We start from the raw sequence: 18,290 nt of genomic DNA, 5'->3' as shown, positions 1-18,290 counted from the left end.
ACCAACTTTGGGTTGAATTGACGACACTTAAAGTCTAATTTTGCGTAAGTCCTAACTTTATCAAACAGATCTTTTCACAATTTAGCCATCAACGAATGGGCATGAGCATATTGCGGAGGATGTCGAGACCACGCCTTCCGAATGGCATGCCAGCCCGATTTTTCAGCGGCATTTGTTCAGTAAAGCAGGAGTTACTTAAACACTTGATTTCAGGTTTTTTCGAGGCTACAGAAATTATAAATCCAGTCTGGCCTTAAAATAAAAATGCCGTGCCAATACGGTGCGTTCATAATCGCCTAACTGCAAATCCGGATTGAATTCAATATGCTGTTCGATCAAATTATCGCCAACCAGTGAAAGCTCTAAATTCCGTACCGGTCTATATGCCAAGCGCAAGTTCAGACTGGTGTAATCACCTACCTGTTTTTCATTGACGTCGGCTAATTTGCCTACATATCTAAGCCAAAAATCCAACTCCAGATTATTTAAAATATCAAAGGATGAGCGTAAGCTGAATTGATTTTGCGGGGTTCCATAGATTTGTTGTTTTAAGCGACCATCCGAACGTCTAAATCTCTCTTCAAGAAAGCCGTAAGTTAAATTCAATTTCCAATAGTCAGCCGCTTGCCATGTGCCCGATAATTCAGAGCCATAGGTATAGCCTCGGACGTCATTAATCAATCCCACCGGCTGCAAAATATAAGGCGTACCTGCTTCCGATACTGCGATACTCGGCGTTCCGGGGACATACAACTGCAATCTGCTGTAGTCATTATAAAATAAAGCGAGATCGGCGCTGACTTTTGAGGCTTGAAAACGATAGCCCATCTCGTAGGCTACAACTTCTTCGGATTTAAATGTATTCGGCATCAAGGAAGCTTGACCTAGAACTTTTACCGGCAAATTTCCGGTTTGAGCTGAAGGAGGCGCCGTCTGTAACCAAATATCCATTTCTTCTTTGCTGCGAGCGGGCGTCGTTCCCGCTTTCGAAACCGCAGTCCAAACGCTGTGATTGTTGTCAGGACTCCAAATCAGCCGTGTATTGGGAAGAAATTGCAAGCCGGAAAAATCATTATGTTCCAGTTTACTGCCAATGATGAACTTTAACCTGTCGGGAATCAGCGTCATCTCATCTTGTACAAAACCATTGTACAATTTGTAAGCACTACTGTCGGGGTTGAACTGATAAAGGGCATTGTTGCTATATTGGTCTTGAATAAATCGATATCCACCGCCCAGGATGAGATCATGCCGATCAAAAAGTTTTAGGTGGTACTGAGAATCCAGATCAAATTGATGAAAGTTAGAAGGCAGATAAAATTCATGCTGTTGATAATCATAATAGGCCTGCAAGGAAAAATCGGAGTCGGCAGACAATGTTTTATCCCAACGGCTTAATAAACTCAACATAGTGCTGTCTTCTTGATTACGCACGGCATTAACATAAGGAGCTGTTAATGACGGATTTTGCGATTGGTCCTTAAAGCGGCCGCGAAAAAAATTACTCTGAATTTTCACTGCATCGTCATCGCCATCCGACAAGTCCAGTTGTACTCCGCCTTGTTGCGCATCCCAACCATCATAAGAATCAGCTCCGCTGGTATTCACATAGCTATCGTGTTTTTTACTCTGGACATGGACCCTACCGAAACTATGCTTATCGATTTGAAAACCATAGCGGGCCGAACCGAAGACCTGCTCGTCCCCTGCTGTAACGCTTAGTTCAGTACCCTGAGTTTTTTTTGCATTTTTACTGATGATATTGATAACCCCATTGACCGCATTCGCCCCCCATAAAGTCGCTCCAGGGCCGCGAATGACCTCAATACGCTCAATATTTTCCATCAGCATGTCCAGCGTTTCCCATAATGTTCCGGAAAAACCTGGAAAAAAAAGAGTTCTACCGTCCATTAACACCAGTAATTTATTTGCGGTACGGTCATTAAATCCACGTATAGTGACGGCCCATTGATTAGCATTAATGCGGGCAACTTGCAGGCCGGGTGCCATTCTAAGCGCTTCGGGGATGCTGGTCGCACCGCTACGGCGGATGTCTTCGGCTGAAATGACAAAAATAGCGGCCGCTGAATCTTTCACATTTTGTTTTTTCTTGCTAACGGAGGTAGTAATACTTAACGCCATGACTTGCTCAAGCGGCATCGCCAATAAATCCTCGGAAGAAAGGGCATTTATCGGGCGCTGATCCTCTGCATAACAGTTCAGGCTGAGAAATAAAGCAGAGATACATACCTGCAATTTTGTATTGACGCTAGGCATTCTTAAATTACTGGAAAACTATTCTGAATAACTTATCTTAGTGTAATTTTTGTATTATGTTCTATTTGCCTGAGGAGTTAAAGCCATTGACTTGTTTGTTGGAGAACGATCAAGCCCGGCTGGGAGCATAATTATCCGACTTAGTTGTATTTAAATGGGTTTATAGTCAATACGTAAGCATGATTAAGTTATGTAATTAGGCTATGACAGTAAAAAGGCCGATTTTGTTTACTATCAATTTAATGCTAATGTTTCATCTGCGCCTTAAAAGGCTCAGTTTATACAAATTCAGTTGCTCACTTTCAAAAGAAATAAGTTAATGAAGAGACTTGGCTTTTACGCATCCATGATGAACGCGGACCTCATTATCGAAAACTTCGATATAGGATTAACGGATTACACTGATAATATCGAGACCATATGTTAAACAAATTACCGCTAGGCTTCACAGGGCGCTGGTTCAGTAAGTCATATTTGACAGCAGTATCTCATCACAACCGTATAATAAATGTGCTACATGATTGGCGTATTTAGATGTTGGCAACTAAAAAGCACACTCACCCGCAAAATAACTTTGGATATATGTTGAGGCGATAACCGTAAAAACCCGGGAATTGTACTTGGCCTTTGGTTTAATCTAATTAATGTCTTCAAACAGACCAACTGTATTTATATTGCTGTGCCTCGCTATCGATTTAAGCGCTAATTTCCAATCGGTAATTAGACTTGCGTCGGTGATGCGTCGTAGCTTGATTTTATTTGCGTTGGCGTTATTGTCTGTATGGAATACCAGTGTTGCCGAAGAGCCACCGGAGCGGGAATCGCAAATTACTGTCGCGTATTTGTATCATTTCACCAAGTTCACCGAATGGCCGACTGTTTCGGCGGTTTTCCATTATTGTGTTTATGATAATGCTAATTTTACTAATCTGCTGCAACAGACCTATAGTGGTAAAACTATCGGTGATGCAAGCATTGACGCTAAAAATATCAACAGCCAATCCAAGTTAGACGATTGCCAATTAATTTATTTTCCCGAACCCGGGCCTGCCGATTTCCTGAAAAAAGTTAGTCAATACCCCATCTTGTCGGTTGGATCACAGAAAGACTTTACGGAACTGGGTGGAATTATTTATCTATATGAAGAAGACCAAAAAATACGTTTTTATGTCAATAATGCAACAGCAACAAATGCAGGGTTGAAAATCAGTTCGCAATTGCTCAGACTTTCCAAGGAACCCTAATGTTACCGAACCGATCCATTAAATTTAAATTAATGTTCATTACGGTACTCAGCAGCAGTATTGCGTTGTTGACGTTCAGCTGTGTGTTGTTGTTTTACGAGATAACATTTGTTGAAAAAAACCTGATTAACAATCTACAGACTCAAGCGGATATCATCACAGAAAACAGCTTGGCATCGCTGGCTTTTATGGATGAACCCACGACAAAAAAGACTCTGGGCGCATTAAAGCATAACCCCGATATTCTTTATGCCGGCCTCTATAATAAATCGCAAAACCTGTTGGCAAGTTATCAGAAGTCCTCATATCACACATCTGAAACATTGCCTTCCGAACCGCTGGGCAATGCCCCGCAATTAATAAAAGGCGAGAATTTTGTTCAAATAATCCAGCCGGTACGATTGGACAATGAACTGCTGGGCTATTTGCTGATACGCGGAAGCTTTGAATCGCTTCACGAAAAACTGCATAACTATGCCTTCACTACCCTGCTGGCATTCGGCATTGCGTTGCTTGTCGCCCTAACATTGTCATTACGGTTACAGCGGATTATTTCCGGACCTATTATTCGAATAGCCAAATTTATTAACCGTGTCACCGAGTCGAAAACTTATACGGTACAGGCAAAAAAAGAAACCGATGATGAATTGGGGATTTTGGTTGAAGCGTTTAACCGAATGCTTATGCAGCTTGATGTGAGTCTACAAAAGCGTGATGAAGCGGAACAGGCATTGGCTCATCATCTGGAGCATTTACAAGAAACTGTTAACGAGCAAACCAAAGATTTACAACAAGTGGCTGCCACGGCCGATGCGGCAAACCGTTCCAAATCGGATTTCCTCGCCAACATGAGCCACGAAATTCGCACCCCGATGAATGCTATCATCGGCATGTCGAATCTGGCGCTACGCACTGATTTAAGCGCCAAGCAAAGAGGTTATCTAGCCAAAATCGACAGTGCAGCGCAATCACTGCTTCGTATTATTAATGACATTCTGGATTTTTCCAAGATTGAGGCAAGCCAGCTGGATTTGGAGTATTCGCCTTTTTCGTTAGACCATCTTTTAAATAATTTGGCTGACTTAGTCGGTTTCAATGCCGAGGAAAAAGGCTTGGAAATCATCTTTTATGTTGCGCCGAATGTACCGACCCGCTTACTGGGCGATCCATTACGCTTGGGACAGATTCTCTTAAACTTGACCAATAACGCGATCAAATTTACCGAGAAAGGAGAAATTGTGATTTCTATTTCCGCTGAGCTCATTGATGACCAGCAATGCCGCCTGCATTTCGCCATTCGCGATAGCGGCTTAGGTATAACACCTGAACAAATTCAAGGACTGTTTAAACCTTTTGTACAGGCGGATAGTTCGATCACCCGTCAATATGGAGGAACCGGATTGGGTTTAGCCATTTGTCATCAATTGGTCGGTTTGATGAATGGGGAAATATCGGTCGAGAGTGAACCCATGCAAGGCAGTACTTTCCGCTTCAGTGTTTGCCTTAAAGTGGAGCCAACATCAGAAGTATCGGCGCTCCCGCCTGCTGATTTCCAGGGAAAACGGATCTTGGTAGTGGACGACAGCGTTATTGCGCGGGAAATGTTGTCTTTCATGCTTAGCTCCTTGGGTTTTTTGGTAGAGAGCACGGATTCCGGCATTCAAGCGTTGGAATGTGTCCGTATCAAACAGGAAGCCGAACAACCCTTCGACCTCATATTGATAGACTGGCGCATGCCCGATATGAACGGCATAGAAGCGGCATCAAGAATCAAATCCCATAGCGGGTTGGCGACTCCCCCCGCTATTTTGCTGATCACGACGTTTTGCGGTGAGGATCTGGCCTATCAGGCCCAACAAGCCGGATTGGACGGCTTTCTCCTGAAACCCATTACGGAAGCAGCATTGATCAACTCGATCAGTACGCTTTTCGGTCTGTCCAAATCGGAACCCGCAACCCATAAACGGCAAATCGGTGAGGATTTATCGTTTATGGGTTGCAGAGTGCTGCTGATAGAGGATAATGCGTTCAACCGGGATGTCGCTATCGAGATGTTACAAGCGATGGATCTGGAAGTAGATTATGCGCTCAACGGCCAGGAGGGCATTGAGCGGCTGAATACCGACACTCTTTACGATCTTGTATTGATGGATATTCAAATGCCGGTCATGGATGGACTCAAAGCAACCCGTTTGATCCGTGACAACCCGCGTTTCGCTGATTTACCCATCATCGCTATGACCGCCCATGCTATGGCGGAGGATCGTGCAAAAAGCCTTGCGGCCGGAATGAATGATCACATTACCAAACCGGTTAATCCAAGCCAGCTTGCGGCAGTCCTACAGCACTGGCTTGGCAAAGGGGCCGCAACAACGGAAGCTCCCCATTCACCGGAGCAACCCGAAATCGTCGGCAACCTCGAGTTGCTCGACATAGGCAAGGCTCTTGAATATGCCGACCATGATGAGGACAAAATGCGTAACAGGCTGATTAATTTTTATTCTTCCTACGCATCAATATCAGAACAACTGGATGATATGGTCTTAAGCGGCGATTATGATGGCCTAAAGCGAATGGCCCATTCGCTAAGGTCGACTGCCGGTTATATCGGCGCCTTGGGTTTGCAGCTTGCAGCCTCGCAATTCTGGACCATCGAAGTACCTACACAACAACACACAGCATCGCTAAAGCAAGAATTGCAAGCGGTGTTGGCTGCGATTTTGTCTCATATTCTTGCTCACACAGAGGTAAGCCCGGTGAAAAGTGCACCTAACAACTTTACCGAAACACTGAAAAAAATTGAAACATTGATACGCACAGGAGATGCCCGTGCCTCGGTCAAACTGATTGAGCTTGAGCATAGCATGATCGGCAATCCGCTGGTCGCTGAGCTTACCGCTATCCGTGACGCTTTCGATGAACTGGACATCGATCTCGCTTTAAGCAAATTGGCAACCCTACTTGAAAACCAGGAAGGACGCCATGACCAATAGGCAACGCATTCTGATCGTCGATGATGAAAAATTCAACCGCCAGATTTTGAGTGAGTTACTGCTCCCGGATTATGAAGTGTTCCTAGCCAAAGATGGCGATCAAGCAATCGCTCGCGCCAGAGCTACGCCGTCGCCGGATCTTATTTTGTTGGATGTGATAATGCCCGGCATGGATGGCTACGAAGTACTACGCCGCTTGCGTGCCGACGAACGCACCCGGGATATTCCGGTCATGTTTGTAACCGGCATGTGCGAAGCGGACGATGAGGCCAAAGGTTTGGATATGGGTGCCGTCGATTATGTCTTAAAGCCGTTCCGGTCTGCGGTAGTCCGCGCCCGAGTGCGTAATCACATGAACTATATCTGGCAACGCAAGCAGCTTGAGCGCGATGCGTTTATCGATAGTCTAACAGGTATTCATAATCGCCGTAGCTTTGACCAGACCGTGGACATCGAATGGAAACGTGCAGTCCGCCATGGCAAGCAGCTTTCCGTGGCGATGGTAGATATCGATTATTTTAAGCAATACAATGATACTTACGGGCATGGCGCTGGAGATGAGGCGCTACGGCTGATTGCTAAGACGATGTTGAAGATAGTTAACCGTTCCGGCGAGCTGATAGCCCGTTACGGCGGTGAAGAGTTTGTGGTCCTGCTACCGGAAGTTGGGCGTGACGAAGCCGTCCGGATTGCAAAACGGATTCGTCATTCGGTAGAGACGCTGGGCATTAATCACGAAAAATCCAGTGTCGCTCCTGTTGTAACGATTAGTGTGGGAGGCATTTCGATGATGCCTTGCACAAATAGTACTGTTACCGATTTACTTGCATTAGCCGATGAGCAACTGTATCTGGCGAAGCGATCGGGACGAAATTTGGTAAGTTGGGAATCGTCTAATCTTTCGCCCTAACCCATCTCGGTTCACTCACGGTAAGAAATATTCTTGAAATGAACATCAAAAACCGCTTTGTATGCTGCTTGGCATTATGCAGTCCATTTACAGCGTCCGCCCTGGACGAAAATACAGCCCTGAAAGTTACCCCGCTGCTCAAGACGACCACCAGCTGGGATGGTAAACCCATCGTCTATCCCAAAGGACAAAGCGAAGTTACTGCACTGATCGTTGAAATTGCACCGGAGGCCGAGACCGGTTGGCACGAACACCCGGTGCCTGCATTTGGCTATATGATGGAAGGCGAACTGGAACTAAAGCGTGCCACAGGCGAGGTTAAAATCCTCCATCAAGGCGACGTTTTGCCCGAGTCCGTAGGCGTATTGCACAATGGCCGCAATATAGGCGAAGAGCCGGTCAAGATTCTGGTATTTTATATGGGTGAAGTCGGTAGCAAACTTAGCATTGCGCACCCTGAATTTGCTCCCCAGTCATTGCCAAGTTCTGAAAAGTAATACCCCTTTATCTTTGCCCCGACAAGCGCCAAAATTATCATTAAATTTTGCTTCCATCATCAGAACTCCTCCCATACGCTATTATCGTAGTCCGGCTTTTTTAATGCAGCGGGCATCGTACGTTGTGATGCCGCCCGCGTAGCGACCGGCACTTTTTTACCCGATTCGATTGTTTTAGCAGGAACGGAAGCACCTTCCGAGCGTACTTTAAAGAAACTGAGCAGCCGGGTCATATTAGTGGACTGTTCACTCATCGCAATGCTGCCTGCGGCGGCCTGCTCCGCCATCGCCGCATTTTGCTGGGTAATATCGTCCATTTGGGCCACCGCCTGATTGACTTGCTCGATACCCGCCGACTGCTCTGAGCTGGCACCTGAAATATGCGCAACAATACCGCCGACTTTCTGAACGCTTTCGACAATTTCAGTCAGCGCGGCACCGGTTTCGTTAACGAATGACGTGCCGGCCCGAACTTTATCGACACTAGTCTGTATCAACTCTTTGCTCTGCTGTGCAGCGCTTGCGCTCCGTTGAGCCAGATTACGAACTTCCGTTGCCACAACCGAAAAGCCGCGCCCATGCTCTCCGGCCCTGGCGGCTTCTACAGAGGCGTTTAATGCCAACAGATTGGTCTGAAATGCGATTTCATCAATTACGCCGATAATTTCAGAAATTTTATTGCTGCTGACATTTATTTCCTGCATTGCTGCGATAGCTGACTTAACGACGTCGCCGCCTTTTTGCGCCAATTGGCTGGCTGAATTAACAACCTCTGTCGCCTGGATGGTATTTTGCGCATTATTTTTTACAGTACTGGCCAGCTGCTCCATGCTGGCGGCAGTTTCTTCAAGGCTGGCCGCCTGTTGTTCCGCGCGGCTGGAAAGATTGTTATTGCCGCTTGCCATTTCCTGCGCTGAACTGTCTATAAAGTCGGCCGTATCCCTGATGTGAATAATAAAATCGCTCAATTTTGCCATGGTGGCATTAATATTATTTTTGCATTCCGCATAAACGCCTTGATATTCACCGGTGATGGCAGCCGTTAAATCGCCTTCAGCCATATTTTCCATGACCCTGTTGACATCACTGAATACGCTTTCAATGACATCGGCCAATTCATTGATGCCGGATGACAAAACTTCGGCAAAGCCTTGTTTGTCGCCCATGTTGATCCGCGTACTCAAATCACCGGTTTTAACATCCTGCACTAATTGTCCAATCTCCTGCTCGATTCTTACCTCAGGCGTCCTATTTTGCCATTCAGCAACAAAACCGATGCGTTCGCCTTCATTATTAATAACCGGGCTGGCAATCACATGCATATGCTGACCTGCAATCAGCATTTTGGCGCTATACGGTCGCGTTAAGCTGTTTAACAGACGTCGCTGATGTAAAGGGTCCTTATGAAAACTGTCGATATTTGTGCCCCGCATTTTATCGGCATCGAAACTCGGCAACTGTGTACGGATGTCATGCTCTGCGGCCTTAAACAAACGCTGAACGCTATTATTGGTATAAATAATTTCAAGATTGGTATTGGCCACCATCACACCGGATTGAACATTATCCAACGCCTGGTTAATCTGCATGGCTTTTGCAGCATCCTCCCTGGCTTGAGCCAAATCCATATTCAGATTCACTTCCATTGAATAAAAAGCACGTTGGAAATCGCCAATCAGATCATCCCGGCTTAAATCGTGCGCATGTCCAAACCTTTTCTCGGCCAGCAGATAAGCGATCTCGATGGTTTTATTCAGCATCGTGGTAAAGCTATGAACGACACTGAAGCTTATCGCCGATGCCATCGCGACTGCCGCGGCGACCCCGGACAATAGCAAATAATCCTGCGCTAAAAACAACTGGTACATCCAGTAAGAAACAGGACTCAGCAGCACGGCCAATGCAACGACCATTTTTTTCCAGGCTTCTATTTCGTTGATTGATTTAGCCATTGCCGCTAAACCCGTCGGTTTTATCGTTGCTTTTTTTGCCTCGATCAGCCGGAACAAATGCTCTGCTTCCCGGATCTGTTCGGGGCTTGGAGCGCGTCGAACCGAGATATACTCATGAACCTTGCCATTCTTGAATACCGGTATTGCATTCGCTTCCACCCAGTAATAATCACCGGATTTGGTCCTGTTTTTGACTATGCCTTTCCAGGGTCTAAGCGCTTTTAAGTCCTCCCATAAATCTTTAAAAGCGGCCGCAGGCATATCCGGGTGACGAACGATATTATGTTCCGCGCCAATCAGTTCATCACGGGTAAAGCCGCTGATATTGACAAACTCATCATTGACATAAGTAATAACGCCTTTTAAGTCAGTTCGTGTAATGAGTATCGCGCCTTTTTTCATTGACACTTCCTGATTAGTCACAGGCATATTTATTCTCATTTAAACCTCACCTTACGTACTAAGAATTGACTATCGCATTGATACATTTTTAGCTGACTGCCCGGAATGATTTCCAAAAATGCTCAACCCAGTAAACGCGAAAACTTGTTGAATAAACTTTCTTTGGCTTTATGGATGCTGTCGTTAGGACAGACTGTCACGCACAGGGGATCACCATCGCTCAGGCATTTGTTGCATAATGCGGTGTCGATAACATAAGCATCCTCGGTCTGGAAAATGGCTTCACTTGGGCACTCGGGCTCACAAACACCGCACCGGGCACATATATCTTCATTAATAATTAAAGTCATACGTTGCTCATACCTAAATTTGTAGATTAAACAGGGGGATAAAATCAGAGAAAAAACCGGACACGATCACTGTTGACTAAAAAATTTCCTGCCCGATAAATAAATTCATACCGTCAAACTGACAAACTGGTGGCTCAAGCCAATTTTCGATTCACGAGAGGCTTCGCCAAATATTTGATCCAACAGCAACTCAGCAAACGCCTCTGCCGGTACCGGCGGGCTTTTGAAGTAACCTTGATAGATATCGCAACCTTTTTCTTGCAGGAACTCCAGCTGCTCCAGTGTTTCCACGCCCTCGGCCAGGACTTTGAAGCCCAGAATATGCCCCATCGCGATAATCGTCGCGGCAATTTCCATATCGTCTTGAAGATGGGGAATATCATCGATAAAGCTCTTGTCGATTTTCAGCACATCCAGCGGAAAGTGCTTCAAATAAGCCAGCGACGAAAAGCCGGTACCGAAGTCGTCAATCGCAAGCCGTATACCCTGAGCACGCAGCTGGTTCAGAAGCGCCGTAACATTACCCTGGTTTTCCATCAATCCACTCTCGGTCATTTCCAGCTCCAGGTGTTTAGCTGGAAAGCCTGTTTCATTCAGTGCTGTAGCAACTAATGCGCTAATATCGCCGCGACGGAACTGGTGGGGAGAGACATTGACTGCCAAAGTTAGCGGCGGGAAGCCCGCATCCAGCCATTGTTTGCCTTGGCGGCAGGTTTCCCGCAGTACCCATGCGCCAATTTCCAGGATCAGCCCCGTTTCCTCGGCAATCGGGATAAAACGGAGGGGGGGAATTAATCCTTCTACCGGGTCCAGCCAGCGAACCAACGCTTCGGCGCCGACTATGCGCCCACTTTCAATGTTTACTTGAGGCTGGTAGAAAACACGTAATTCCCCTTGCTTGATTGCATGACGTAGCCGGGTTTCCAACGCAATCCGTTCACGGGCTGCAAGCGTCTGCTCTTCTGAGAAATAGGCATAGCAGCCGCGCCCGTTATGTTTGGCTTGATACAGCGCGGCATCGGCGTGATCCATCAGCGCGCCATAGCCGTCGCCGTGTTCCGGGTGCAAGCTGATGCCGATGCTGACGCCGATCTGGACATCGTTGTTTTGATTTAGTTGAAAAGGTTTATTTAAGGCAGCGATGATTTCTTCAGCCAAGCGGGCCGCATCTTCCTGATGTGTAATGTCTTCGAGCAAAACAACAAACTCATCGCCGCCCAGACGGGCTACCATATCTACGTCGCGCAATCTGGCCGAGATGCGTGCAGCGACCTGTTGCAGCAACTCGTCGCCGGCCAAGTGGCCGCAGCTGTCGTTGACTACTTTAAAGCGATCCAGGTCAAGCATTAGCAATGCCAATTGCTTACCCTCACGCCGATCCACTTCGATGCTGTGTTTAAGACGTTCCTGCAATAGCCGGCGGTTAGGAAGCCGCGTAAGCGGATCGTAAAATGCCAGCTGACGAATCTCCTCCTCCGCGGCCTTGCGTGAAGAAATATCGGAGAACGAGGCAACGTAATTATTGACCCGTTTACTCATATCATAGGCTTCCTTACTCGCCGTGATAATAAGCCATTCGGGATACACCTCACCGTTTTTACGTCGATTCCATATTTCGCCCTGCCAGACGCCGGTACTATTGATGGTCTCCCACATCTGAGCGAAAAAAGCCCTGTCGTGCCTCCCGGAACTGAGCATATGCGGCGTTTTACCGATGGTTTCCTCGGCGCTGTAACCGGTGATCCGGGTAAAAGCCTGATTGACCTTGAGGATGACTTTATTGGCATCGGTAACCAGCATCGCATCCTGCAATTCAAACGCCGTGGCGGCGATGCGAAGATCGACCTCATCCTGTTTTTGGCGGGTAATGTCGGTAATGAAACCATGCCAAAGTACCGATCCGTCAGTCTGCTGCTGCGGTAGCGCATTGCCGAACAACCAACAGACCGATGCATCGTCAAACTGCAAGCGGTATTCCTGCCGCCATGGCGTTAAGTCCCGCGCCGATACTTTAAAGGAAGTCTTGAAGTTTTCCAGGTCATCCGGATGCAAGCAGGCAAATATCTTGCCCGCATCAGCCCGGACTTCCTCAGGGCTAATCCGGTAGATGGTACGAATGGCTTCGTTGGCGTAAGGGATACGGGAACTGCCGTCAGGAAATAGCTGAAACTGGAACACCAGTCCCGGCACCTGGCTGGCTATTTTCTGGAGCCGATCCAATGCATCCAAGCTTGCCTGTTCGGCCTTCTGGCGTTCAATGACCTCTTTCGCCAGTTGCATGGTGCGTGATGAGAGCGAATCGTACATCGAAAGCATGGTTTCGATCAGTACCCGCATCGCTCCGCTCATTTCCTGGTCGGCTTGCTCCTTAGCCTTATTTAACGGTACACCCGACTGCACCGCCAACACCACCTTGGCCATGCGCATATCGGTATCCAGAATATGAAAAGCCAGCCATTGGGTCAGGAAAGTAATAATCTCCTCGACCACCTGATCCGACGGGCTGATATTCTGCTCACCCATCATGGTGTTGACTTTAGTCAGGAACCTGCTGTGATCGCTTTTATGGTTTGCTTCCCAAGTATCTTCAGGAAAGACTGTGTGCCAAATAGTTTCTTCAGCCTGAAAGTGGCAGATCGTATAATCAAACAAATCCTTGAAAACATTAGCCAAAGTAGGCATGTCGGATTGATGGACCAGATGACCGGCAAGCACATTTAATAGATCGACCAACTTTTGGTGTTGTTCATCGATCAGTGCCACTCCGATTTCAAAGTTTTTATTCCACGGAAAAACTTCAACTGAATACATATTGTTTAGCCTAACAAATTGACATGTGAAAGGAGTGGTGAGCAGTTCATTATGATCAGGCTTTATTGCTGAAATATTTCATATTTATCCATTAAGCGTTTACGAACAAAAAAATATAATTTCAAGAGTTTTTCTGGTAGCTTAAAAGATCCATTCAAACTAATGTTAAATGACTAGCGTCTACTAATCGTCTATGCCCTCATTATCTGTCGACAACGATCTCAAAATATTATTGCTGGGCGGCTTTAGCGCTGAATTAAAGGGTAGTCCGGTGACCGGTTTTTCTTATAACAAGATGCGTGCATTGCTGGCTTATCTTGCCGTGGAACAGGGAAAAGATCACAACCGGGAATTTTTATCCGAGCTGCTGTGGAGCAGCTTAGATATTGAAACAGCCCGGCATAATTTGCGCCGGGCTTTGTCGAGTTTACGACGAATATTGGAATCGCCAACCGGTCGAGTCATATTTTTAACCACTAATCACACCATTCGCCTTACTCCGAATATCTACGTCGATGCATTGGAATTCGCCGGCCAGGTTTCAGCCCAGCAGGAGAATAACCGCGTCAGCATACACCAGCAGAAGATACTTATTGACCTGTACAAAGGCGAATTTCTGAGTGGCCTATACTTGCCTAACTGTCCTGATTTCGAAGATTGGCTTCAGACGCAACGCGAAAAACTGCACCAGCGGGCACTATCCTTACTTGAGAGTCTGTCGAATCATTACACAAAAATGGGCGACTACAATCAGGCCTTGCAATTCGCTTTACGTTACACGGCATTGGAGCCGTGGGACGAGGACGCCCACCGCCGGGTAATGCATTTATATGCGTTGAATAACCAAAACAGCTCGGCCATCCAGCAATACGAAATCTGCTGCCGCCTGCTGAAAAAGGAGTTGGGGTTATTGCCTAGCGAGGAAACAAGGCTTCTGGCTAAACGTATCAGTAACAGCACCTTACAACACTGGAGCACTGATGCTACGGTTGAAATACCAATGCTGCAAGCAGCTCCGGTTCCGCCGTTATTTTCAGAGCGGCGCCTCAAAGATCGACGCAAGTCGGAGCCACGTGAAGCGGCACTGGATGAGCGGCGTCAAGTGAGTGTGTTGTATTGCGAATTGATAGCCCCGGCGATTGACGACCCTGATGAGGCTATGACGCTATTATCCGCCCCCCAGTCTCGCTGCGTGGAAATCATCAAGCAGTTTTCAGGGCATATTGTGCAAACGCATGGCGGTGGGATTCTGGCTTATTTCGGCTATCCTCAAGCCCACGAACATGCTGCCCGCTATGCGGTGCAAACCGCTATGGAAATCAGCCGCGAAGCCTCAGACATCATCGAAATTCGGGCATCCGTCCATACCGGGCTCATCATCACCCGCAGCAACCCATCGATGCCGGACACAGTCGGCAAGACTTCCAAAATCGCCATCAAATTAAACCATCACTTAACGCATAGCGGAGTGGCAATCAGCCAACAGACACAATACCTTGTGTCCGGTTTTTTCGAATGCATCAGCCTGGGCCTTCAACTTTTGTCGGATCATGCCGGACATTTGGAAATATTCAAGGTGGTACAAAAAAACAGTGCGCACACCCGATTGGATGCAACAGCGCAATTAACTCCGCTGGTCGGGCGCAAAACGGAAATCGCCGAACTCATGGCGCTATGGGAAAAAGCAAAGCAGGATACAGGACATATTGTATTGGTTCGGGGCGAGGCAGGCATCGGCAAGTCCCGCCTGCTCTACTCCATCAAAAAACACCTGGCTGATAAGACGCATGTCATTCGCGAATTGCACTGCTTCCCGGAATTCAGCCAATCTCCTTTTCATCCGCTGATTGCGATGTTCGAGACCGTGATGGGTTTCACACACCATGACAGCCCCGAAGCAAAATTCGGCAAAATGGTGGCCTATGTCGAAACCCATTATCCCGAATTAACGCAAGATGCAGTCCCTATGCTGATCCAGCTGCTTTCCCTGTCTTTGTGCGAACATTACCAACCGTCCAATTTCTCGCCGCAAAAACAGAAAGAGCTGACAATCACCACCCTGCTCACCCTGTTGAAAGCGCTTTCGCTACAGCAGCCGGTGTTATTTATCGTGGAAGACTTGCACTGGATCGATCCTTCCACACTGGAGTTATTGACCTTGCTGGTTGAGCAGGAAGAAAGAGGCGCAGTTCTGGTAGTACTCACTGCCCGGCCCGAACTTGTTCCGCCCTGGAATGAAACCCTGACCTCAACTTTAGCGCTTGAGCCGCTTACCGAGAGCGAAACGGTGGAAATAATTACTTCGTTCAACAAGAATATTTCCGCAGAAACCATCCGCCGCATTGTCGAGCGCACCGACGGAATACCGTTGTTTGCCGAAGAGATAACGAAAATTGCAATTCAATATGATCAGGCCTACATACCCAGCACTCTGCACGATCTTCTAACCATGCGTTTAGATAACATGGGCGAGGCCAAATATACCGCTCAGCTTGCCGCCACCATTGGGCGCGAGTTCGATATTAATTTACTGCGCATGATTTCCCCGCACGACCTCGCCTTGTTCAATCGCACCTTAAATACATTGCAAAACGCAGGATTGATCCTGAGGATCAACGAAATCACCTATCAATTCAAGCATGCCCTGATTCAGGAAGCAGCCTATCAATCGCAAACCAAGGCTGACCGGCAGGCTACGCATCAACGTATCGCACAAGCATTGCAAAGCGATTTTCCCGATGTCATCGCAATGCAGCCGGAGCTTTTGGCTCAGCACTTGTTCTCCAGCGGGGAAATATATCAATCCATCGAATACTGGATCAAAGCCGGGCAACGAGCCGCCCGGAACTCAGCAAATCTGGAAGCGATAGAGCATTTCAATTCCGGGCTGCAACTTTTGATGACTTTGCCTTCTGGCCAGACCAAGGACAAGACTGAATTCAATATATTGGTCAGCCTCTGCCTAGCGCTGTATGCGGTAAAAGGCTACGGTTCAGAGGAAGCCAAACAGACTAACGCGCGCATTTCCGTTTTGAGCGAGACCGTGGGCGATAGCCCGGAATTATTCCAGGCAAAATGGTCCCTGGTGATGAATACCATTGCGAATGTCGGCTCCCGTGAAGTGTCCGGAGCCGCCATGCAGCTACTGAATATGGCGCATAATGATCCCTTGAGAAAGCAGGCGGCCCATTATATCGTGGCCAAATCGGCTTTCTGGCAAGGCAAGTTCGAGCTCACGCATAGCCATGCCGAACAGGGCATCGCTCTTTATCATCCGAATCAATTGCCGATGCTACTGGAGCAATTCGGCGAAGATATGTCCGTATCCAACGGGGTATACTTGGCTTGGGCGCTTTATTTTCTTGGCTTCCCGGATAGAGCGCAACTGGTTTGCGAGCAAACGCTGAAACAAGCACGCGAGCTGGGACACCCGCATACCCTTGGTCTGGCACTGTGCACCGCGTCATTGGTCTATCGCTCATTGAGCAAGCATGCTGAAACCTTGTCCTTATCGGCTGAAGCGATTGCAATCGCAGTTCAATATGGCTTTCCGGTTTGGCTGGCTGTCGGAGAAATGGCTCAGGGCTGGGCGCTTGTTATGCTCGGACAGGAAGAAGGCATCTCTAAGCTCAAGTCGGGCATAACAGGAATGAGAGCAGCAATAGGCGGCATTTCAGTGGTATTCCTGTCTGCCCTGATTGAAGCCTATCTGCACCTGAAATTGCTCAATGAAGCGCTCGACCTGATTACGGAAGCGCTGGCCGATGCACTGAGCACCGGTGACGGTCACTTTACAGCCGAACTTCATCGGCTTAAGGGCGTGTGCCTGCTCGGAACTTTTGAGCCGGACGCGGAAGAGGCCGAAGCCTGTTTTAACCGGGCCATCTCCATTAGCAGCAAGCAAAGCTCGAAATCCCTTGAACTGCGCGCTACGATCAGCATGGCCCGGTTATGGCGACTGCAAGGCAAGCATCAAGAAGCGCGGCGCATGCTGGAGAAAATTTATAATAAATTCACAGAAGGCTTCAATACCCACGATCTTCAGGAAGCGGCCTGCTTAATCAGGAGCGAATAGCGCTTAAACTCGCGCCGATGAAGCTTCCGAGTCCTTTCCAAAAAACTTTTCTTAAATGCTTTTTACATGTGGACGGGCAACATAAAAAAGCCCGGAAGACTCACATCCCCGGGCTTTTTCGCTTAAGCAGCGCTGCATTATTTTTTCATTTCTTTTTTGAACATTGAATCCAATTTTTGGTTGGTTTCCTCGCGGTACTGCTTTGAATTATCAATCGGTTCCGGTTTGGGCGCTACTACGGCGGGAGCGGCAACAACCGGCGCAGGGCTAGGTGTCTGGGCGATAGTGGGCTCTTCTTCCGGTGTTTGGTCTAAACGAAATACCGGCCCGTAAGTGGTATCCACATCAAAATTATCCCAGATATAAACAGGTTGAGCGATAGGCCTGGTAGGAAGCGGTATCGTAATCAAATCAGTAATGCCAACCCCTATGCGTCCTGCGGTGTGAACCAAACCTTTAAATAATCCCCCCACAGCGCCATAAATAATATTGCTTTTATTGGTTGTATTAATAATGTTTTTGGGAATTTCCAAAACGCCGGTAGTCAGATTGGCAAAGGCATTCAGCGCCTTGTTGCCAACCTTGCTGCCGTAACTCCGATACTGCGTTTCATCTACTCGCACAACAGGCGTGTAGGCCGTATAGCCATAACCCTGCTGCATCTCAGCTAGGGCCATCGGCGTATATGCCGTAAACAGGCCGCTGAACAAAATAAAAAAGCAAAAAAAACGACTGAGTTTACGCATATCAAATCCTGCTGGAGTATTAGTTATGAAACC

The 18,290-nt window shown here is 47.4% G+C and carries 10 protein-coding genes; 5 read left to right on the top strand and 5 right to left on the bottom strand.

Translation table 11 applies throughout. The annotated features are described in order from the left end of the window. Nucleotides 1–234: 234 nt before the first annotated feature. Entirely contained in the window at nucleotides 235–2,277 is a 2,043-nt protein-coding gene (locus V7051_RS16805) for a TonB-dependent receptor plug domain-containing protein (RefSeq protein ID WP_333876765.1), read from the bottom strand. A 644-nt stretch (nucleotides 2,278–2,921) separates the two neighbouring features. Between V7051_RS16805 and V7051_RS16800 the strand changes: the two genes are divergently transcribed. From V7051_RS16800 to V7051_RS16785, 4 genes are read left to right on the top strand one after another with little or no spacing between them, the layout of a single operon-like run. Continuing rightward, nucleotides 2,922–3,521 carry a YfiR family protein gene (locus V7051_RS16800; protein ID WP_333876767.1) on the top strand — a complete coding sequence of 200 codons (600 nt, stop codon included), beginning with the start codon at nucleotides 2,922–2,924 and terminating at the stop codon, nucleotides 3,519–3,521. After that, complete coding sequence (locus V7051_RS16795; protein WP_333876769.1) at nucleotides 3,521–6,514, top strand: response regulator; 2,994 nt, start codon at nucleotides 3,521–3,523, stop codon at nucleotides 6,512–6,514. The genes V7051_RS16800 and V7051_RS16795 overlap by 1 nt, the downstream gene beginning before the upstream one ends. Further along, nucleotides 6,504–7,424: a diguanylate cyclase gene (locus V7051_RS16790; protein WP_333876770.1), complete on the top strand. Its 921-nt coding sequence runs from the start codon at nucleotides 6,504–6,506 to the stop codon at nucleotides 7,422–7,424. The genes V7051_RS16795 and V7051_RS16790 overlap by 11 nt, the downstream gene beginning before the upstream one ends. Before the next feature lie 38 nt (nucleotides 7,425–7,462). Beyond that, nucleotides 7,463–7,921: a cupin domain-containing protein gene (locus tag V7051_RS16785; RefSeq protein WP_333876772.1), complete on the top strand. Its 459-nt coding sequence runs from the start codon at nucleotides 7,463–7,465 to the stop codon at nucleotides 7,919–7,921. A 59-nt stretch (nucleotides 7,922–7,980) separates the two neighbouring features. On the opposite strand, the gene V7051_RS16780 is transcribed toward V7051_RS16785, so the two are convergent. From V7051_RS16780 to V7051_RS16770, 3 genes are all read right to left on the bottom strand, one after another. Next, the gene (locus tag V7051_RS16780) at nucleotides 7,981–10,314 is read right to left on the bottom strand and encodes a methyl-accepting chemotaxis protein (protein WP_333876773.1); all 2,334 of its coding nucleotides are present in this window, start codon (nucleotides 10,312–10,314) and stop codon (nucleotides 7,981–7,983) included. Between the two features lie 83 nt (nucleotides 10,315–10,397). Next, entirely contained in the window at nucleotides 10,398–10,625 is a 228-nt protein-coding gene (locus tag V7051_RS16775; protein ID WP_333876775.1) for a 4Fe-4S binding protein, read from the bottom strand. 105 nt (nucleotides 10,626–10,730) lie between these two features. After that, complete coding sequence (locus V7051_RS16770) at nucleotides 10,731–13,436, bottom strand: bacteriohemerythrin (protein ID WP_334168758.1); 2,706 nt, start codon at nucleotides 13,434–13,436, stop codon at nucleotides 10,731–10,733. Between the two features lie 193 nt (nucleotides 13,437–13,629). Between V7051_RS16770 and V7051_RS16765 the strand changes: the two genes are divergently transcribed. Continuing rightward, nucleotides 13,630–17,511: an AAA family ATPase gene (locus tag V7051_RS16765; protein WP_333876778.1), complete on the top strand. Its 3,882-nt coding sequence runs from the start codon at nucleotides 13,630–13,632 to the stop codon at nucleotides 17,509–17,511. 137 nt (nucleotides 17,512–17,648) lie between these two features. On the opposite strand, the gene V7051_RS16760 is transcribed toward V7051_RS16765, so the two are convergent. After that, the gene (locus V7051_RS16760; protein ID WP_333876780.1) at nucleotides 17,649–18,257 is read right to left on the bottom strand and encodes an exosortase system-associated protein, TIGR04073 family; all 609 of its coding nucleotides are present in this window, start codon (nucleotides 18,255–18,257) and stop codon (nucleotides 17,649–17,651) included. Nucleotides 18,258–18,290 lie beyond the last annotated feature (33 nt).

This window comes from Methylobacter sp., assembly GCF_036845245.1.
Taxonomy (GTDB): domain Bacteria; phylum Pseudomonadota; class Gammaproteobacteria; order Methylococcales; family Methylomonadaceae; genus Methylobacter_A.
Note: the sequence above shows the minus strand (reverse complement) of the source record. Positions and strands in the feature narration are given on the sequence as shown.